Source organism: Deferrivibrio essentukiensis, from assembly GCF_020480685.1.
Classification (GTDB): domain Bacteria; phylum Chrysiogenota; class Deferribacteres; order Deferribacterales; family Deferrivibrionaceae; genus Deferrivibrio; species Deferrivibrio essentukiensis.
This window is the reverse complement of the sequence record NZ_JAJAFU010000006.1, coordinates 1-20,621: the sequence shown is the minus strand read 5'-3', so window position 1 is coordinate 20,621 and position 20,621 is coordinate 1. Positions and strand designations below refer to the sequence as shown.

Sequence of the window (20,621 nt, the reverse complement as noted above, 5' to 3'; positions counted from 1 at the left end):
ATATTTGAAAGGTGATAAATATGAATGATTTTTTGAAAGGGGTAAAAGATGTATCCCCATTTATTACAGGAGTTTCCCCTTTTGGACTTATTTACGGTGTCACAGCGGCAAAATCCGGTTTGTCTTTCATACAGTCATTTACAATGTCACAAATTATTTTTGCCGGTGCATCTCAAATAGCTTTTATTGAGCAGTTAAATAGCAACAGCTCATGGCTCATCATTATTGCTACTGTCTTTATGATAAACTTAAGAATGGCAATGTACAGTGCTTCACTTGCCCCTTATTACAAAGACCTTTCTACGGCCAAAAAGGCCTTTATGTCATATTTTCTTGTAGACCAGGCTTATGCAGTAACCATATCAAAGATAGCAAACGACAAAAGTGTAAATAAATTTAAATATTATATGGGTGCAGGGATAACAATGTGGACTGTCTGGCAGATTTCAACCCTGATTGGAATTTTGTTGGGTACAACAATCCCATCTTCATTTTCTCTGGAATTTGCAATACCCCTTACATTTATGGCAATTTTAGTCAATTTTCTGAAAGAAAAGAGATTTATTATAACTGCCATAGTGTCAGGGGCTTGTATGATATTGTTAAAACAGATTCCGCTTAATTTAGGTTTCTTTGTAGCAGTTTTTGCCGGAGTATTTGCAGGTAAAATTTATAAAAAGGGGATTAAAAATGCAGCTTTACAATAGTATAGATATATGGATTCTTATGGTAATTTGCGGCGTTATCACATTTTTGATAAGGTTTTCTTTTCTCAAATTTGCAAACGACACACTTATTGAAAATATGAAAGAATTTTTGAGCTACATGCCTGCAAGTATTTTTGCGGCAATAATTACAGGTGGGGTTTTTAACAAGGGGATTAACAGTATTTCAGTAGACAACTTCAAAGTCTATGCGATGATATTTGCACTTTTTATAGCATACAGGTTCAAAAACATAATACTTACAATCTGCTCAGGACTTGCAATTTTATGGGGACTAAATTTCATCAATAGACTTATCAGCTGATATTTCGACATCCTCAAGTGCTTTCTGAATTTTTCTCGTCCTTACACCCACCAAATTATCTATATTATCTCCGGCTTCTTTTATCTTCTTTTGGGCCTTTTCAAGAACATCCCCAAATTTTATAAACTCCGACTTAACAACTGCAAGAAGATTCATAACCTTATGGGCTGATTTTTCCACACTAAGTGTTTTAAATCCCATCTGAAGACTGTTGAGAAATGCGGCCATTGTTGTTGGACCTGTAATCACAACCTTGTAATCTCTTTGTATGCTTTCAAAAAGTCCGTTAATTCTCAAAACTTCCGAATAAAGACCCTCAAAAGGAACAAACATAATGGCAAAATCGGTGGTAAACGGCACTTCTATATATTTGGACGAAATATCTTTTGCCGACTGTTTCACCCTGTTTTCAAGCTGTTTTGTGGCAAGTTGAATCTTCTGCACATCCCCATCCTCGATGCTATCAAGAAGCCTGTAATAATCTTCAACAGGAAATTTTGAGTCAATGGGAAGCCATACCTGACTCTTTTCATCATCCCCCGGCAGCTTTACCGCAAACTCAACAACATCATTGGACGTTGGTTTTGTCTTAACATTTTCTACATATTGGCCTGGATATAAAATCTGTTCCAAAATTCTTTTAAGCTGAACCTCACCAATAATTCCCCTGTTTTTTACATTAGTAAGCGCTCTTTTTAAATCGCCCACGCCATTTGCAAGGCTCTGCATTTCACCAAGACCTTTATGCACCTGCTCAAGACGCTCACTTACCACCTTAAATGAGTTTGACAGTCTCATTTCCAGGGTTTCATGGAGTTTTTCATCAACAGTTTTTCTCATCTCTTCAAGCTTTTTCTCGTTGTCTTCTCTCAGTTTTTCCAGCACTTCCGTTATGGTCCTTCTCATCCGTTCAAGATTTAAATCTACTTTTTCTTCAAAAGATTTCAAAGACTTACCAAGTTCCGATTTTACTTCTCCAAGCTCTGATTTCATAGATAAAGTAAGCTCCTTTATCGTCTTTGAAACCTCTTCTGTAAATTTATCATGAGACTTAATTATCATACTTAAGGATTCTTTTATAATGTTTTGCATTACCAAGCTTCGCTCTTCCCCTTTTTTTACATCTTCAGCAAGCATCTTGTTAAAATCTTCAAATTTATTTCTCTGATTTTCCGTAAGAGCTTCGATATGTCTGCCAATAATTTCTGAAAGATTTTTAAATGAGCTTTGACTTTCCTCTCTAAAATTCCTAAAATTGGAGTTCAAATCTTCCCTAAACTCTTTTAGCCTTGAATTTACGTTTTCATCAAGAGTACTGTTACGAACTTCAAAGGATTCAAGCTTTCTTTTCAAAGAGCCGTATCTGCCAAGTATCAAAATCAATGAAACAAGGTTTATCAATAAAACCAACGCTAACATAAAAGTCAAATAATTAAAACCCATACCCGCCCCTTTTCATCAACTACTTTTCTTAACAATAACATTTTTTTCATCAACGGGGATTTCAATCCTTTTTATCCCCTTTTTAGTCAGAATAAGTCTTACTTTAAACAAAAAGTGTTTTTCCGGTGTTTTGAATTCACCTACAAGGTTTAGATGGTAAGTCTTTGTGGCTCTTATATTTTTAACACTACAATTTTCAATAAAGTAAAGATAGGATTTAGGGTCATCCATTTTCCTTGTAAAATCCTCTATATCAAATCTGATTATATCGTTAATCCCCTCTATTTTATCCTTGAAAGACCTTTTGATGATGTCGTTGTAAAGTTTGATTTTTCTTTCATATTTCAGGACATTTTCACCAAGATACCATGTAGAAAGGCTTGAATGGGTATTTTGCAATCTTTTTGAAATTATATGATCGGGCAACTCCTTATTCTTTAAAAATCTTACCCTCTCCTTGTAAAAACCAAATAGCCAAAACCTTTCAAGGTCATATATTCTGTTTTTATAATCATATACTTTTTTTGACAAAAAAGATTTATCAAAAATTGTCCTGAAAAAGTCTTTTATCCTGTCTTTAAACATATAGCTTATGACAAGGGCTATAAAAAAGGATGTTGTGAAGTTTCCATACTTCATCTGGGCAAAAAAAGCTGCCGCAGTTGCAAAAATCATAGAAATACCTGCTGCAATCGCATATGCAAAATGTCTGAATTCTACATCACCTGATTTCTTTTTTAACTTCAGGAAAAGAATATTATAGAAGTATTTTTTATATACAGAATACTTGTATATCAAAAGTTCATTATTCAAATCATCTTCCGTAGTATAGGACAACCCATTATTTTTTCTGTAGGCCACCTCACTTTGCAAAGCCGTGCTTAATTTTTCACAAAGACCGCTTTGATTTTTTGATAAAATTTCAAACAACCTTATAAGATAGACACTTACAAGAAAGCTTGAATATTCGTCCATAAACTGAAAAAGCTCTTTAATCTTTATATTATTTGTTTCAGGGATAAATCTGTTAAATTTCTTTACAGTCTCCCTGAAGTCTGACACATCTTTTATAAAAATTTCAACTTCATTCTCAGTTACATTGGATTCAGATACAAGTTTTACAAAATCTCTTAGAAAAGACTTGAAACCACAAATAGTTATTTTAATTTCATAATTTAAAAAATTAAAAAGACTGTCTATTTCTGACTTTTCATTACCAATTTTATCCAACACCTTACTAAGTCTTTCATTTAAATTTCTCAAAGAATCTTTTGGGGTAATAAGCCTGACATAGCTGTATAAGTTTCTGTAAAAGTTTTCCTTTGGATATGAATAACCGTCTATACCTAAGTTTTTAGGCAAAAACAGATATAGGTTTATGTCATATTCTGTTTTTCTCTTCTTCGAATCAATAAGATAGCCAAGTTTGATTTCAAACTGTGATTTGTCGTGTATTCTGATAAGCTCTTTTATATTTTCCATACATTCTCCATAACTCACTATAACATAATATAAAACATATTCAAGATTTATCGGTGTGTAGCACTTCTTTTACAATCAATGATCTACCAATATTAATACAAAAATTATTTGCAAAACTATAAATATTAAAGTATAAAAATACAGATGAGAAGATTTATAGTATTTGTGTCTGTCGCTTTTGTTTTGTTTGCCTGCGTACCGATCAAAAAAACGCAAATTTCATATGTACCAAACACTCAGGCTCCCCAGATGGAGGAAATGTCTGAAAAGCCTAAACCTGCCAAAATCATCAAAGATTTTTCTTTAGAAAATTTAAAATATCCCTCACCTGCTATAAATGAATATCTTTTTGATGAAAAAGAGCTTTTTCTAAATTATCAGTACATAGTAAAGTCAAAAGAATATGATATCCCCCCTGTGATAACTCCGCGAGTCAGATACTATTTAAATATGTATACCAAAAGATATCCCAACACTTTTCAAAACTACCTTGATAGGTCAAACAAATACATATATCTTGTCAAAGACATACTAAGACGTGAGGGGCTTCCTGCTCAGCTTGCGATACTACCGTTTGCCGAAAGCGGCTATGAAACAGATGCATACTCACCTGTTGGCGCAGGTGGGATGTGGCAATTTATGCCTTCCACAGGAAACATTTATGGACTTGATATCAATTACTGGATTGACGAAAGAAGGGATTTTGAAAAAGCTACAATTGCAGCTGCAAAGCATTTAAAACATTTATATGAAAACTTAGGTGACTGGTATCTTGCAATAGCTGCGTACAATGCAGGCTTTTATAAGGTATATTCAGGGTTGAAAAAATATAAAACAACTGACTTTTTTGAGCTTGCAAAAAAGAGACATTTAAAAGTCGAGACCAAAGATTATGTCCCAAAATTTATCGCTCTTTCCATTATTTACTACAATTATCTTGAATATGGTTTTGAGCCGCCATCAACATCTCCGCTACTTTATGAGAAAATCAATTTAAAACAACCCGTTAACCTCTACGTAATTGCTGATATGATAAATACAGACATCGATACATTAAAAGAACTAAACCCTGATTTAAAAAAGCCTATAACTCCACCAAATGACGAGTATAGCCTTAAAATTCCATACGGAACAAAATCATATTTGTCTGAAAAAATAGCAAAAATGAGCCCAAAAGAATTGTTGAAAGTGAAAATTTACAAAGCAAAGCAAGGTGAATATGTCGAAAAAATAGCAAAAAAATTCAATTCTGACAAAAATGATATCATGAAAGTAAATGGACTGAAATACAGCAGAATACTTTATAATACTTACCTTTTCATCCCGGAAAAGGATTTTATGAAACAGGCCTATGCGCAAGATTTTATCGATGATGTTAAAATTTATGCACCAAGGGTACATATCGTAAAGAGTGGAGAAAGTCTCTATACAATTGCACACAAATATGGGCTAAGTTTGTATGATGTAATCAAGCTTAATAAAGGTATTAACCCAAGACTCATTAGACCTGGCCAGCCGGTTATAGTTTCTAATGATGAAGACAAAAAGACTGCCAGGAAAAAGAAAAAAACCAATGTAGTCAAAAGAAAACTTCTTGATGGAAAATACACTGTCCAAACAGGTGATACGCTATGGGATATAGCAAAAGAATTCAATACGTCAGTTGAAAAATTAATGAAAATAAACAACTTAGAAACTGCAGAACTCCACCCTGGGAAAAAATTGACTATAAATTAATTGCCAAACTTTTTAGATTTTGGATCTAAGATATCCCTCAGCCCTTCACCTAAAAGATTATACCCCAAAACAGTTACAAGTATTGCTATCCCCGGGTAAAGGGAAAGCCACCAGGCAAACATTATATTATCTTTTCCTGAAGTAAGAATATTGCCCCAAGATGGCGTAGGAGGCTGGACACCAAGTCCAAGAAAGCTTAATGCGGACTCTGTCAATATCGCTCCGGCAACCCCCAAAGTAGCCGTTACAAATATAGGGGAAGCCACATTTGGCAATATATGTTTGAAAAGTATTTTTGAATTCTTTAGCCCCTGCACTTTTGCCGCAATAATAAAACTTCTTTGCTTTATACTCATCGTCTCAGCCCTGACAAGCCTTGCCACCCCCATCCAGCTTGTAAGGCCGATAATAACCATTACATTGGTCAAAGATGGTGATAAAAATGCAATTACAGCTAAAATCAGGAAAAATGATGGAAAACATAGCATAATATCCACAAACCGCATAACAATAGTATCAACAATGCCACCATAATAACCGGAAATTAAACCCAAAATAGTTCCTATGGCAATTGAAATAAAAACAGCAACAAAACCCACAAAAAGTGAAACTCTTGTACCATAGACCACTCTACTGAAAACATCCCTTCCAAGCTCATCTGTCCCAAAGATATGGTTTGAAGATGGAGCTTGGAATATCTCCTTAATATTTATCGTTGTAGGGTCATAAGGAGCAATTAGCGGCGCAAAAACAGACACAAGTATAAAAAATAAAACTATAAAAAATCCTGCCCAAAACAAAAAATTTTTCTTTTTCATTATGATTTTTTCCTGTATCTAATTCTCGGATCAACTGCAGCATACATGATATCCGCAAGTAAATTCCCCAAAAGCGTCAAAAATGCACCAATAACCAATATACCCATAATAACGGGATAATCGCGCATCATTACGGATTGGTAAAAAAGTTGCCCCATCCCGGGGATACTAAAAATTGACTCGAAAATCACACTACCGCCGATAAGGCCAGGTATAGATAAACCCAAAATAGTAACTACGGGGAGAAGCGCATTTTTTAAGGCATGTTTAAATATAATTTTATTCTCAGGTATCCCTCTTGCCCTGGCTGCCAAAATATAATCTTCATTTAGCACATCAAGCATGCTATTGCGAGAAAATCTGCTTAACCCTGCAAGTGAGCCAAACACAGATAAAGCGACAGGCAAAAAAGCGTGTTTTACAATGTCTGCAATCTTGCCAAAAAACGTAAGCTCTGCAAAATTGTATGAAGTAAGGCCTGAAATCGGTAATATCCCTAATATTACCCCAAAATAGTACATACATAAAAGTGCGAGCCAAAAAGTCGGTATCGCAAAACCTACAAAAACAAATATTGTCAAGGCCTTATCAAATACACTATCTTTCATATATGCCGATAAAACACCAAGTGGCAATGCAATAATAAATACTAAAGCCAATGAGGCAATATTTAACCACAAAGTTACTGGCAATCGTTCCAAGACCTTATCGATTACCTTTTTTCTGTCCTGTGAAAAAGACTCGCCAAAGTCAAACTTTACAAACTTTTTTAGCCATAATAGATACTGCACATGAACAGGTTTATCAAGGTTATACATCTTGATGAATTTGTCCCTTGCAGTTTCGGAAACTTTCGGATTCATTGAAGATAAAAATTGCGTAGGGTCGCCCGGAGCAAGATGAATTACGATAAAGCTTATGAAAGTAATCCCTATAATAAGCGGAATCATTCCAATAAGTCTTTTTATCAGGTAAATAAGCATATTTTACCTACTGTGTGAAAATGTATTTTCTATTTTCCTTTTTCACGTACCACTTAATAAAATTATGCATCAAGCCGGCAGGCGCAGGCTCAACATTTTCAAATCTGTTACTTAAGGCAATTAATGACTCCCCAACATATAAAAACGTATAAGGCTGTTCTTCTGCAAGTATCTCCTGTATCTTATTGTATATCGCTTTTCTCTTTTCAAAATCAAACTCGACCCTTCCTTCTTCGATAAGCTTATCCACTTCGCTATTTTGATAACAGATGAAATTCAAATTTTTCCCTTCACACTTTGAAGAGTGCCAAATATCGTATAAATCAGGCTCAAGAGGGATAGACCAGCCTAAAATCACCGCATCAAAATCTCTTTTATCAATATATTCGTTTATAAAAGTAGCCCACTCTAAGATTCTGATATCAACCTTTGCTCCAATCTTAGACCAACTGTTTTGTAAAATTTCGGCTACCATACTTCTTGAAGAATTACCCTGATTAGTAATAATCGTAAACTTTAACTTTAAGCCATCTTTTTCCAATATTCCGTCATTATCAGTATCCTTAAAACCGGCTTCAGCCAAAAGGGATTTTGCTTTTTCTATATTATACTCATATTTTTTAACATTTGGGTTATACCAAGGACTTGTAGGCTTGTATGGCCCTGTTGCCTTTTGACCGAGACCAAACAAAACACCCTCAATAATATCATCTTTTGGAGTGGCATATGTGAGTGCTTGCCTTACCCTTTTGTCTTTGAAAAGCGGGTTTTTCAAATTGTATCCAACATAAGTATAAGAGTTTGATAAATATTTATATTTATTAAATTTAGCGTTAAATCTCGGATTGTCCGTCTGCTTTGCAAATTGCAGAGGGCTTAAACCCATCATATCAATAGTCCCATTCAAAAGTTCAAGAAACATTGTTGCTGAATCGGGAATTATCCGATACACATACCTTTCGATATTAGGTCTTCCTTCAAAATATTCTTCATTTGCCACAAGCGTTATTGAGTTGCCGGGCTTCCACTCTAAAAATTTATAGGGGCCTGTGCCGACAGGTTTTCTCTGTAAAGGGGATTTAGTAACTTCAACCCCTTTCAAAAGATGGGAAGGTAATATTGACGTCGTCCAACTTGCAAGAGCGGGAGCGTAAGCCTGTTTGTAAAAAACCTTAACCGTATAATTATCGGGAGTCTCGATATGATCGACTATTCTAAAATCAGAATCGTAAGCCGTTGGTGTCTTATCATCAACTATCAGCTCATAGGTAAATTTGACATCCTCAGATGTAAAAGGGGCGCCGTCATGCCATTTAATCCCTTTTTTCAAGTTGAAGGTAATTACCTTTTTATCTTCCGAAACAGAATAGTTTTCAGCCAAATCACCAACTAATTTTAGATTTTTGTCATACTTCAAAAGTCCGTTATATATCCACGAGGCTACAGAATGAGAAGAGCTATCAGTGGCAAGGATAGGGATAAGGTTACTGGCGTCACCTATTGACCCATCAACCAATGCATCCCCGTAAGTTTTGGCTACTGCCGCCAAACCAGTTTTGCTCTTTGCTTCACCTTTATCAGAGTTTTCCGAGCAGCCAAAAACAGCTATAAAAACAAGTAAAATGAGAAGGCAAATTTGCCTTTTCATTATTTACTTTCTAACGGCACTTGCGGAGTAGTATTTTGCTCACCAATAGGTGCAGCAGCTGCCGGCAACTTATTGGTAATCGAATTGCCTGTCCCCTTTGAAGAAATTACTGTCAGTGCAATAGATGTAAAAAAGAATATAACTACAAGTATAGTAGTTATCTTATTCATAATATTGGCAGGAGAAACAGAGCCAAATATGTCGGAAGAGCCAGCACCAAATGCCTCGCTAAGGCTTGAACCCTTCCCTGATTGCAAAAGTACTGCGATAATCAATAAAATAGATACAAAAATATGAAACCCTAATATTACCGGATACATTTATCACCTCAATAATTAATTATTTTTGCAAATGAATCAGCCTTTAAGCTCGCTCCACCTACAAGAGCACCGTCAATATTTTCCATAGCCATAAGCTCAGAAATATTTTCGGGTTTTACACTACCCCCATACAATATTCTTACATTATCTGCAAGAGCTTTGTTGTATTTTTTGCCAAGAAAATTTCTAATTGCCTTATGCATACTCTCCGCATCATCACTCGATGCTGTTTTCCCTGTGCCGATTGCCCATACAGGCTCATATGCGATTGTTATAATTTCCATATCTTTTTCAGAGATACCCTCAAGGCCGAGCCCGACTTGAGCAGTAACAACCTCTTCATGCACCCCGGCTACTCTCTGCTCCAATGTTTCCCCAACACAAAAAATAACAGGAAATTTATGTGCAACAGCCGCTTTAATCTTTTTATTAATAACTTCATCCGTTTCATGAAAAATCATACGTCTTTCGGAATGCCCTACAATAGAACCTGCCACACCAATATTTTTAAGCATTTCTATGGAAACTTCCCCTGTAAAAGCGCCTGAATCTTCATAATAGAAATTTTGGGCATATACCTTAATATTTGAATCTTTTGCAATCTTACCAAGCTCAGATAAATACACAAAAGACGGGGCGATAATAACATCTTTTTGCTCAGTATTATAATTCAACTTTGTCAGACTATTGACCAAATCAGCCGCTTCACCAAAGCCAAGATTCATCTTCCAGTTGCCGGCAATGACCGATCTTCTCATATTAACCCTCTTTTGTAACATTTGTGCCGGGCTTAGCACTCATAATACATTGTCCGTCAAACATTACCCCTTCTTCAATAGATATGGCAGGGGTGTTTATGGTTCCTTTTACAATCGCAGGTTTTAAAAGCTCTACTTTTGTAGCTGCTTTTATGGTGCCGTCAAACTTACCGGATATTTTAATAACGCCCGCCTCTATCTCAGCCTTAACATTTCCTGAATTTGCTATTACAAGGGTATCCTTTGTTTTGACATTCCCTTCAAAATCACCATCGATTCTAACTAATCCGTCAAAAATCAGTGTCCCATTAAATTTGGTATTTGTGCCTAAAAAAGCATTAATATCGTTTACTTCACCTTTTGGTTTAATCATTTTGACCCCTTATTAAATTAATGATAGTATCTAACTCCTCATTGGAGTTAAACTTTATCTCTATTGTGCCACCTTTTTTCCCTGTTTTAATATTTACCTTTGCCCTAAAAAATGATTCAAACTCACTCTTTAAAGATTGAATAAAAACATCCTCTTTTTGTTCACTAATATCTTTATTCTCACCTTTTTTTATTCTCTTAACAAGATTTTCAGTTTCCCTGACACTCAAATCCTTTTTGACTACTACCTTAAAAGCTTCAACAATTTCCGAACTGTTTTCAAGGCCCAAAAGCGCTCTTGCGTGCCCCTCGGTGATAATATTTTTAGATATCGCTTCAATTACTTCACGTGGCAACTTTAAAAGCCTTAAAATATTTGCAACGGCACTTCTGCTTTTTCCGACAATTTTAGATAACTCTTCCTGAGTATAAGAAAATTTTTCCATCAAATTTTTATAAGCATTTGCAAGCTCTACGGGGTTTAAATCTTCCCTCTGGATATTTTCAATAAGTGCCAATTCAAGCTGCTCTCTTTCATCAGAGATATCTCTTATAATGACTGGAATTTTCTTAAGCCCCGCCAGACCTGAAGCTCTCCAACGACGTTCACCTGCAATTATAGTATATTTATCACCGGTTTTAGTGACTATTATAGGTTGTACAAGCCCTCTACTTTTTATAGATTCGGCAAGCTCATTTAACTTGTCAGAATCAAAAACTTTCCTGGGTTGATCCTGATTTGGTATTATATCCGTAATATCAAGCTCAACGGGAGATTTTTTATTAACAGCAGTATCATCTTTTGGAATCAGGGTTTCAAGCCCTCTACCTAACGGATTTTTTCTCATTAATCCTTCCTAAAAGCTCTTTGGCAAGCTCAATATAACTTTCAGCACCTTTGCATTTTATATCATAATCCAAAATAGGTTGACCATAACTTGGAGCTTCACTAAGCTTGACATTTCGCGGAATAATAGTTTTTAAAAGCTTCTCTCTGAAATAACTTCTTACCTGTTTGTAGACCTCTTTTGACAAATTGTTTCTCGGGTCATACATTGTCAGTAAAATCCCTTCAAGTTCAAGATTTTGATTCAAACTCTCCCTAATAAGTTTTACAGTGTTTAAAAGCTGACTTAAGCCTTCAAGTGCATAATACTCACATTGAAGCGGTATTAATACACTATCAGCCGCCGTTAAAGAGTTTACAGTTAAAAGTCCCAAAGATGGAGGGCAGTCTATAATTATCACGTCAAATTCTTCCTTTATAGACTCCAAACACCTTTTCAATCTTGTTTCTCTTGACAAAACTGTCACAAGCTCAATTTCCGCAGCAGTTAAATCTATCTTACTTGGAATAATTGATAAATTTTCCACCTTAGTTTTAAACATCACATCTTTGACAGGGATGCTATCAATAATGACATTATAAACACTTTTCTCAAGCTCAGAAGGGATAAAGCCCAATCCGCTTGTAGCATTCCCCTGAGGGTCCATGTCAACCAATAGGACACGTGCCTCTGCAAAGGCTAAAGACGCAGCCAAATTTACACTGGTAGTAGTTTTACCTACTCCACCTTTTTGATTTGCTATCGCAATTATTTTACCCATAACTTTATACATTTAAAATATTAATACCCAAAAATCAAGTTAAACAAGGTTTGTATAAATATATTTTTAGACAAAAGTTGTCAAAACTTTTTTGCAACCTGTGTTTTATCCCCTGATTACCTTTGTCTTTTGCTTAACATAACAATATCTTTCAAAACTTGTGGGTTTTTTGCTTCCATCCATTTTTTATAAAAATCCTTGCTATTTACAACCTGCGCTATTGCCGATAAAGCCTTAAGATGAAAATTCCTTTCATCTCTGCTTCCAATAAGCACAAAAATCACATTGATTTTCTTATTTTCCTCAAAAACTACCCCTTCTTTATTTCTTACAATAACCACATCAAATATCTTCTCCCCTTCAACTATTACGTGAGGAATGGCAATATTATCCCCAAGAACGCTGGAGTATCTTTTTTCTTTGTCACACAACAGGTTGTAAACTTCTCCACCCGAAAGACCAATCCTCTGACCAAGTTTATCTGAAATTTCCTTATAGAGCTTTTCATATGTCATGCTACTTTCAAAATCAAAAACAAGGGCTTTTTTTACAAGTTTATCAAATCTGTCCTCTTTTATTGAGTCTCTCTCTTTTAAAATGTTTCTAAGTTCTTTTTCAAGCCTTATTCCCGTCAATTCCTTATTTAAAATTCTTTCGATAACATGTAGCAGGGCATATTCCTGGTTATTTTTTGCTCTTCCATATAAAATATATACAAAAAAACTGATTATCATAAAAACCACTGTTGCAATTATTGCTTCAAGTCCTATTTCATAAATAAGAAAAAGATAAAAAACTATCCCTGCAATTTGCAGATAAGGATACATAGGCGCCCTGAATTGAGGCTTATAGTTGGTAAGCCTGCTTTCTCTCATTACTATAACTGAAAAATTAGCCAAAATATATGTAAGTATAAGGGAGGTGGAAGCCACTTCTACTAACAGATTCAAATTTAAAAATAATCCTGAAATTACTATTAGACCGGTAACAATTATTGAAACAAAAGGTGTCTTATATTTTGCCGATAATCTCTGGAAAATCTTTGGAAACATATTGTCTCTGCTTAATGCATATGGATATCTTGATGCCGACATTATCCCTACATTTGCAGCAGAAGTAAATGCAATAATTGCAGCTATGGAAAGCAATACTTTTCCTTTTATCCCCATTGAGGCAGATGCAGCATCGGAAATAGGTGTCAAGGAATTAAAAAGATTCTCTCCGGGCAAAACCCCTACCGTAACAAAAACTATTAATGTATATAATACTGCTACCGTTAAAAGCGCACCTATCAAGCCCTTTGGAATCATCCTCGAGTCTCTGGTCTCTTCCGCAAGGCTTGCTACTTTTAAAAGTCCTCCATAGGAGACAAATACGAAACCTGATGCAGATAAAATCCTGGATATATCAAAGTCTTTGATAAATGTAGAGTAATTACCAAAATCAATGTTTCCAGCACTATTAAAAAAAAAGTAAGATAAAATTGCAAACAGGAGCAAAACCAAGACCGATTGAGCCTTTCCTGCCTTACTGACGCCTAAGTAGTTTATAATTAAAAAGACCAAACAGATAAGAATAGCTATTAATTTTGGATTCAAACTAAAAATTATTTCAGAATAAACAGACAGACCTATCAGGGCAAATGTTGCCTTAAATATAAGGGAAAACCAGCTTAAAATACCTGCAACAGTACCTACACCTGCCCCTAAACTTCTTGTAACAAAAAAATATCCACCACCAGCCTTTGGCATTGCCGTAACAAGCTCAGAAATACTCAAAACACCGGGAATAGACATTAATCCAGCAAACAGATAGGATATCGACACAGTGGTGCCACATATACCATATGCAATTCCTGGCAGTAAAAATACCCCGGAGCTTATCATTGAGCCAATAGCAATAGAATATATATCAATTAATTTCAGACCTTTTTCAAGCTTACTCATAATAATTCAATACCAGACTAATTAATTATTTTCAAGGAATGAATATAATGCAGAAAAAATTACTAAGGCAAAGAAATTTTACTTTTTAAAAACCTTATTAAGCTCTTTAACAATATAATCCATATGCAGATTCATAGCATTGTAAGCCGCTAACGGTTTTCCATCCTTGATAGCATTAAAGATTGCTGAATGCTGATTAAAAAGCTCTTCGTGGCTCTTTTCGTCAGTGTACATCCGTGAGCGGACTTCATAGCTTACCTTTTCAATCCACTCATAAATATTATTCATAATATGTATTAACAATACATTATGAGTTGCATAGCTGATAGTAGAATGAAAGTTTGCATCTGCAATATACCCTATCTGCCCGTAATCTTTTGCATCTTTCATCTCATTTAAATATTCTTGCATCTGAGCAATCTCTTTTTCATCAGCACGCTCGGCTGCAGTATATGCTGCCCATGTTTCAAGAATACGCCTTACTTCCATTAAATCAAAAATAGCATTATCTTTTCTCGCAAATTCCTCAAGAAAACTATCAAACGCTTCGGAAGTAGCGACCTTTACGTAGGTGCCATCACCTTGAATTTGCTCCAAAAAACCTTGAGCTTCAAGTTTTTGTAAAGCCTCCCTGATAGATGGCCTGCTCACTCCAAGAGTCGTAGCAAGCTCCCTCTCAGGCGGTAATTTTTCACCCGGCTTTAATTTTCCTGTTAAAATTAACTCTTTAATTTGTTCATATATTTCATCACTTATCTTCTTAGGCTTTATCTTTTTAAAAACCATTATTTTTCAAGCTCCCTGGCATAATACATTATAGGATGCTCTACTTCTGCATCGCTACCGACTTCTACAACAGCATCAGTCAATTGCATAGCACAGCCTGGGCAAGGAGTAAACAATTTTTTAATATTCTTAATGTTAACTTCCTCAGCCTTGCTCATTCCCACTGCCTTTGAATCATCATATTTTTTCATATTAAAAGTCCCACCAAAACCGCAGCAGCTTTGATTTTCAAGTACAACAAAATCCCCTTTAAAATTTTCTTCCAAATGTTTCTTTAAATTAGCTTTTTTTGAACTTAGATAATGGCAGGGCGTATGAAGTGAAAATTTTTCATTTAAATCTACATTAAACTTTACTTTTAAAATTTCATTAAGAAACATTAAAATATCATAAAATGGTTTATCAGGATTTTTATCAGTAAGTTTAGGTCCCATTTCGCTAAGAGCATATTGACAGGTAGGGCAGCAGGTAATCACATATTCGCTGTCATTCTTATTTATTTCATCTAAATTTTCGTTAACCATTTTTTTATAAGTTTCAAGCTCGCCAAGTGTAGCAGCAGGTATACCGCAACATTTGTTTATTTCCGGTACATAAACAGTAACGCCAAAATGATTAAGAACACTTATAATTGCTTCTCCCCATTCAGGAAAAAGAAAATTAGCTGCACAGCCTGGATAAAAGTAAACTTTCATCTTTTCATTATCAGCTTTGTGCAATCCCCCATGGGTCTTTGTAAAAGGTTTTGATGCCACCTGTTTTATGTTTCTTTTGGAAAAAGAGCCCAATAGTGGTTTAAAAATATCATCTTTTACCCTTTTGGCTCCAAATTTAAGTCCAATGTGCATAAGCGGAGCAACTCTTGCCAGAAGATCCGGCTTTTCCATAACTATTTTTAAAACAACCTTCCCCCAAGATGGCAGTTTTTCTATTTTCCTCAATACTGCTTTAGCTCTTAAAAATATCTCATCTGTTTTCACTCCGCTTGGGCAATTTTCCTTGCATCTTCCGCACAATATACAGTAATCAAGGTGTTTTAAAATACTGCCTGCCTTGTCAAGACGCCCCTCATATACCGATTCGATAAGAGAAATTTTGCCTCTTGCAACAGTACTTTCAAGTAAATCTTTCTGATACAAAGGGCAATGAGCCTGACATGTACCGCACTTCATACATTGAAGTACAAGCTCTTCCAACTCTTTTAACTCTTTAATCAAATCATCCATTTATAACCCCATCTTATGCGGATTTAAAAGATTTTGCGGGTCAACCCCTTTTTTTAGCTTTTTCATATACTCTATAGTCCCACTACCCACTTCCATTTCAAGATATTTTGCCTTTGCAAACCCTACACCGTGCTCACCGCTTAAAGTCCCATCAAGCTCAAGGGCTTTTGTAAATATTTCATCAATAGCCTTCTCAACCCTTTCCATCTCCTCTTTGTCCCTTTTATCAGTTAAAATTGTAGGGTGCAAATTACCATCCCCGGCATGTCCAAATGTACCGATAACAAGATTATATTTATTTTTAATATCGTTAATAGCTTTCATCATTTCAGGGATTTTACTTCTAACAACAGTAGCATCCTCTAAAATCAAGGTTGGCTTAAGCCTTGCAAGACTACTTAGCGCCTTTCTTCTTGCTTCCCACAATTTATCCCTTTCCTCATTAGTCTCAGCAACTTTGATATTGCCACCTAATTTGCCGCATATCCCCTTTACTACTTCAAAATCTTCCAACACTTCAGCCTCATGACCATCTAACTCTATGAGCAAAAGTGCATCAGCATTAGTTGGTAAACCTATTTTTGTGGCCTCTTCCACTGTTTTTATTGTAAAGCTGTCTAACAACTCCAGGGTCGCAGGCAAAATTTTAGCAGCAATAATTTCTGAAACCGTTTCACATGCCTTGATTATGTCATCGTAAATGACCAACATAGATTTACTGAATTTTGGTTTAGGGATTAATTTTAGAACAAACTTTGTCATTATACCAAGCAAACCTTCCGAAGAAATCATTAAGCCTGGCAGATTAAGGCCTGTGACGAGCTTAACTGTTTTGCCTCCCCCTTTCACATAATTGCCATCCATATCGTAAAAATCAACACCCATCAAATAATCTTTGGTAACACCGTATTTTAGACCTCTCAACCCCCCGGCATTTTCAGCCACATTGCCACCTATCGTTGAGATATTCATACTACCCGGGTCAGGCGGGTAAAAAAGCCCCTTTTTTATGGCCGCATTTGCCAAATTAGCTGTCACAACACCTGCCTCGACAACAGCATACATATCGTTTTCATTTATTTCCAAAATTTTATTAAGGCCTGTGGTAAGCAGCACGCACCCTTTTTTAACAGGCACAGTGCCACCGCTTAAATTAGTCCCTGCACCCCTTGTGACAATTGGGATATTTTCATCTTTACATATATTAATAATATATTTTATCTGCTCTTCATTTTCAGGCTTCACGACTATATCGGGCTGCACGGGCTCTGCTGAAAATGCGTCATAGCTGTAACACATAGTATCTTCAGGCTCAGTAAAATAATTATTTGTACCTAAAATACTTTCAAACTTTTTTACCAAAGATTTGTTAAGCATATAAACCTCTTTAATTTTTACTATTTAAATACTGCATTAGGTAACCATGTAATTATTTCAGGAAAAATTATACAAAGTGCAAGTCCTATCATTTGTATTATAACAAAAGGAATAATACCTCTATAAATATGCCCCATTGTTACACCCTCAGGGGCTACCCCTTTAAAATAAAATAAAGCATACCCAAAAGGTGGTGTTAAAAAGGACATCTGTAAATTAACTGAAACTATTAGCGCAAACCAAAGTGGATCAAACCCTAATTGGTCGACTGCAATAGGAGTAAATATAGGTACACACAAAAGTAATATACCAAGCCAGTCAACAAACATACCTAGTAAAAATAATATAAACATCATTACAAATAAAATCACCCATTTATTATCACTTATTAAAAATAAAATATTTGTAAATGCTTCTCCTCCACCAATACCCATGAAAATAGATGTATAAAAGTTTGCCCCAACAAAAATAAGCATTACCATACATGTTATCTTTAATGTTGCAGCACCAGCTGATTTAAAGAGTTCAAAGTTCACTCTTTTATTTATGAATGCCAATATCAAGGCACCAACGCAACCAAGCCCTGCAGCTTCAGTGGGTGTAGCTATACCTGCCCCAATACTTCCAAGCACAGCTAAAATAAGAAAAACTGGAGGTATAATTGACTTTAAGGTCATTGCAATTTTTTTCCCTAAACTGATGGCAAGTCTATCCTCTTTAGGGAGTGGTGGCCCAACTTCAGGCTTTATTGTAGCATATATAAACGTGTATAATAGATACAGCATTGAAAGAAGAAAACCCGGAATAAATGCTGCCAAAAATAACTTTCCAACAGACATACCAATAAGTCCGCCATAAACTACAAGCATTATTGAAGGAGGGATTAAAATACCAAGTGTCCCACCAGCCGTTATTACACCTGCAGTTAGTTCTTTTTGATAACCTTTTGCCAGCATCGTAGGTGCAGCCATCAAACCCATAGCAACAACTGAAGCACCAATAATCCCTGTTGTAGCAGCAAAAACAGTTGATACTACAATTGTAGCAAGCGCTAACCCACCTTTAACAGGACCAAGAACGACATACATGGTTTCATATAGTTCTTCTGCAATACCTGATTTGTCTAAAAATTGTGCCATTAATATAAAAAGTGGTATAGCTACTAAAACATAATTTTCCATCAAACCGTATGTCTTATTTGCAAGAATAAATAATGTACCCGGGCCATAGCTAATTACACCAAAAAATATACCTAAACCGCCAAGAGTTATTCCCAAAGGGTGGCCTAAAAATACAGCAACAAGTAAAACCCCAAACATTACAAATGAAATAGAATCAGCACTCATATTACTCACCTTTTAAGTTATAAATTTGCTTAATAAATTCGGATATCCCTTGTAGGCCTAAAAGAAAAAAACCTAAAGGCATTAGAAATTTAAATGGATATATAGGTGGAGCCCAGGGAGATTGGCTTAACTCCCTCATAACCCAAGACTGACTAAAAAACTGCCAGGAAGATTTAACACCAAAATACACAAATGGAAAAAAGAATATCAAATAGGTAAACATAGTTAATACTGCTTTAGTTTTAGGAGGGAATTTGTTACTAATTACATCTATACAAACATGAGAGCCATACTTTAAAGCATACCCAAAGCCCAACATAAACATAGCGCCATAAAGCATATAACTTAATTCAAATGCCCAAACTGTTGGACTGTTAAAAATTTTTCTACTTATAACCTCATAAACCACAACAATAAGAAGAGCATACACAATATATGACACCAGTTTACCTACAATTTCAGTTAAGCCATCAATAAGTTTTATTAAACTTCTCATAATATTTACCCCAAAGTTTTAATGAATTTTCTAAATAGAAGAGGGGCAATAAGCCCCATCTTTCAATTATTCGTAATGTTTACCTTTTATATAGTCTTCATAAGGATAGGCAGAAACGCCGCTTCTCAAATCTTTCCACTCTGAGTAGTTTTTAACAAATTCATCCTGTGAACCTAACACTTTATCAAGGTTAGGATTTTTTGCTCTTAACCCGTCCAAATATTTCTTTGTAGTCTTTCTAAGCTCATTAAGGGAATTGTCATCAAGCTTGTTGAATGTAACACCTTCTTGCTTATACTTTTTAATAGCCTCTGCATTACCTGCTTCGCTTCTGGCGATATCCCATAGTTGGGTCTCATATGATGCAACTTTTAATGCTGTTTTTAAGTGTTCAGGTAGACTGTCCCATGCCTTTTTATTCACTGTAAACATAAGCTGTACCCCAGGCTGATGCCATCCAGGAACCATCACATTTTTAGCTATCTCCTGAAAGCCCATTGGATAGGTAATAAAAGGCACAGAAAACTCAGCAGAATCAAGAACTCCTCTTTCAAATGCTAAATATATTTCACCACCAGGAAGAGGGCTAACAGAAACTCCCATATCTTTTAAAATGTCAGCAGCCCAACCAACTGTTCTTACTTTCATCCCTTTAAGGTCTTCAACTTTGGTTAATGGTTTTTTGGTAAAAAATCCCATTTCCTGACCTGAGTTACCACCTAAAAGTGGAACAAGACCATATTTACCATATATCTCTTCAGCAAGCTGCATCCCACCAGCATTCATAAGCCAAATAGTATATTCAATATTGTTTAATCCAAAAGGAACAGATGCAAAAGCTACAAAAGCCTCATCCTTACCTTTCCAATACCCTGGCCAATCGTGCCCCATCTCAGCCACACCATTTCTTACAGCATCAAAAACCTGAAATGCCGGAACGATAGACCCAGCAGGAAAAACTTTGATTTCCATCTCACCATTTGTCATTTTTTTGACAGTATCAGCAAAATGTAAAACTGTTTGATGCCAAGGAATACCAGTTGACCAAGTTGTTACCATTTTCCAATTGTAAGTTTTTGCGGCAAAGGCTGAAGTTGTCATAAATACACATAAAGCCACAGCCATTAAAAGAGTTAAAAAACGTTTCATACTGACCTCCCAGTTTTATTTTTTTGGTATTACTACCAATTGGTATTACCATTTAAATATGTTTTTATATAATGTCAATATTTTTTTATTAAACTAT

The 20,621-nt window shown here is 35.4% G+C and carries 20 protein-coding genes; 3 read left to right on the top strand and 17 right to left on the bottom strand.

Going from position 1 to position 20,621, the window contains the following annotated elements; all coding sequences use genetic code 11:
* Positions 1–20 precede the first annotated feature (20 nt).
* Together LF845_RS04680 and LF845_RS04675 are read left to right on the top strand one after the other, a co-directional pair.
* Positions 21–707 carry an AzlC family ABC transporter permease gene (locus tag LF845_RS04680; RefSeq protein ID WP_242819844.1) on the top strand — a complete coding sequence of 229 codons (687 nt, stop codon included), beginning with the start codon at positions 21–23 and terminating at the stop codon, positions 705–707.
* Complete coding sequence (locus tag LF845_RS04675) at positions 691–1,029, top strand: AzlD domain-containing protein (RefSeq protein ID WP_242819843.1); 339 nt, start codon at positions 691–693, stop codon at positions 1,027–1,029. The genes LF845_RS04680 and LF845_RS04675 overlap by 17 nt, the downstream gene beginning before the upstream one ends.
* On the opposite strand, the gene LF845_RS04670 is transcribed toward LF845_RS04675, so the two are convergent.
* Entirely contained in the window at positions 1,000–2,472 is a 1,473-nt protein-coding gene (locus LF845_RS04670; RefSeq protein WP_242819842.1) for a DNA recombination protein RmuC, read from the bottom strand. The two genes, LF845_RS04675 and LF845_RS04670, sit on opposite strands and share 30 nt — an antisense overlap.
* A gap of 15 nt (positions 2,473–2,487) precedes the next feature.
* Positions 2,488–3,954: a hypothetical protein gene (locus LF845_RS04665; RefSeq protein ID WP_242819841.1), complete on the bottom strand. Its 1,467-nt coding sequence runs from the start codon at positions 3,952–3,954 to the stop codon at positions 2,488–2,490.
* Positions 3,955–4,098: 144 nt separating this feature from the next.
* Between LF845_RS04665 and LF845_RS04660 the strand changes: the two genes are divergently transcribed.
* Positions 4,099–5,691: a LysM peptidoglycan-binding domain-containing protein gene (locus LF845_RS04660; RefSeq protein WP_242819840.1), complete on the top strand. Its 1,593-nt coding sequence runs from the start codon at positions 4,099–4,101 to the stop codon at positions 5,689–5,691.
* On the opposite strand, the gene LF845_RS04655 is transcribed toward LF845_RS04660, so the two are convergent.
* The 15 genes from LF845_RS04655 to LF845_RS04585 form a co-directional block, all read right to left on the bottom strand.
* Entirely contained in the window at positions 5,688–6,509 is an 822-nt protein-coding gene (locus LF845_RS04655; RefSeq protein ID WP_242819839.1) for an ABC transporter permease, read from the bottom strand. The genes LF845_RS04660 and LF845_RS04655 overlap by 4 nt on opposite strands.
* Positions 6,509–7,492: an ABC transporter permease gene (locus LF845_RS04650; RefSeq protein WP_242819838.1), complete on the bottom strand. Its 984-nt coding sequence runs from the start codon at positions 7,490–7,492 to the stop codon at positions 6,509–6,511. Before LF845_RS04650 ends, LF845_RS04655 begins: the two co-directional genes overlap by 1 nt.
* A gap of 7 nt (positions 7,493–7,499) precedes the next feature.
* Entirely contained in the window at positions 7,500–9,140 is a 1,641-nt protein-coding gene (locus LF845_RS04645; RefSeq protein ID WP_242819837.1) for a peptide-binding protein, read from the bottom strand.
* Positions 9,140–9,460, bottom strand: coding sequence for a preprotein translocase subunit SecG (gene secG, locus LF845_RS04640; RefSeq protein WP_242819836.1), 321 nt, complete (start codon positions 9,458–9,460; stop codon positions 9,140–9,142). The genes LF845_RS04645 and secG overlap by 1 nt, the downstream gene beginning before the upstream one ends.
* A gap of 8 nt (positions 9,461–9,468) precedes the next feature.
* Positions 9,469–10,218 (bottom strand): triose-phosphate isomerase, encoded by a 750-nt coding sequence (tpiA, locus tag LF845_RS04635; protein ID WP_242819835.1) that lies wholly within the window; start codon positions 10,216–10,218, stop codon positions 9,469–9,471.
* 1 nt (position 10,219) lies between these two features.
* On the bottom strand, positions 10,220–10,591 hold the full coding sequence (locus LF845_RS04630) for a bactofilin family protein (protein ID WP_242819834.1): 372 nt from the start codon (positions 10,589–10,591) through the stop codon (positions 10,220–10,222).
* On the bottom strand, positions 10,584–11,438 hold the full coding sequence (locus LF845_RS04625; RefSeq protein ID WP_242819833.1) for a ParB/RepB/Spo0J family partition protein: 855 nt from the start codon (positions 11,436–11,438) through the stop codon (positions 10,584–10,586). Before LF845_RS04625 ends, LF845_RS04630 begins: the two co-directional genes overlap by 8 nt.
* Complete coding sequence (locus LF845_RS04620) at positions 11,416–12,198, bottom strand: ParA family protein (protein WP_242819832.1); 783 nt, start codon at positions 12,196–12,198, stop codon at positions 11,416–11,418. The genes LF845_RS04625 and LF845_RS04620 overlap by 23 nt, the downstream gene beginning before the upstream one ends.
* A 116-nt stretch (positions 12,199–12,314) precedes the next feature.
* On the bottom strand, positions 12,315–14,144 hold the full coding sequence (locus LF845_RS04615; RefSeq protein ID WP_242819831.1) for an amino acid permease: 1,830 nt from the start codon (positions 14,142–14,144) through the stop codon (positions 12,315–12,317).
* A gap of 78 nt (positions 14,145–14,222) precedes the next feature.
* A complete protein-coding gene (locus tag LF845_RS04610; protein ID WP_242819830.1) occupies positions 14,223–14,930 on the bottom strand; it encodes a FadR/GntR family transcriptional regulator in 708 nt (235 codons plus the stop codon).
* Positions 14,930–16,156: a (Fe-S)-binding protein gene (locus LF845_RS04605; RefSeq protein ID WP_242819829.1), complete on the bottom strand. Its 1,227-nt coding sequence runs from the start codon at positions 16,154–16,156 to the stop codon at positions 14,930–14,932. Before LF845_RS04605 ends, LF845_RS04610 begins: the two co-directional genes overlap by 1 nt.
* The gene (locus tag LF845_RS04600) at positions 16,157–17,533 is read right to left on the bottom strand and encodes an FAD-binding oxidoreductase (protein ID WP_242819828.1); all 1,377 of its coding nucleotides are present in this window, start codon (positions 17,531–17,533) and stop codon (positions 16,157–16,159) included.
* 20 nt (positions 17,534–17,553) lie between these two features.
* A complete protein-coding gene (locus LF845_RS04595) occupies positions 17,554–18,879 on the bottom strand; it encodes a TRAP transporter large permease (protein ID WP_242819827.1) in 1,326 nt (441 codons plus the stop codon).
* 1 nt (position 18,880) lies between these two features.
* Entirely contained in the window at positions 18,881–19,375 is a 495-nt protein-coding gene (locus LF845_RS04590) for a TRAP transporter small permease subunit (protein ID WP_242819826.1), read from the bottom strand.
* Between the two features lie 66 nt (positions 19,376–19,441).
* The gene (locus tag LF845_RS04585; RefSeq protein ID WP_242819825.1) at positions 19,442–20,524 is read right to left on the bottom strand and encodes a TRAP transporter substrate-binding protein; all 1,083 of its coding nucleotides are present in this window, start codon (positions 20,522–20,524) and stop codon (positions 19,442–19,444) included.
* Between the last annotated feature and the right edge of the window lie 97 nt (positions 20,525–20,621).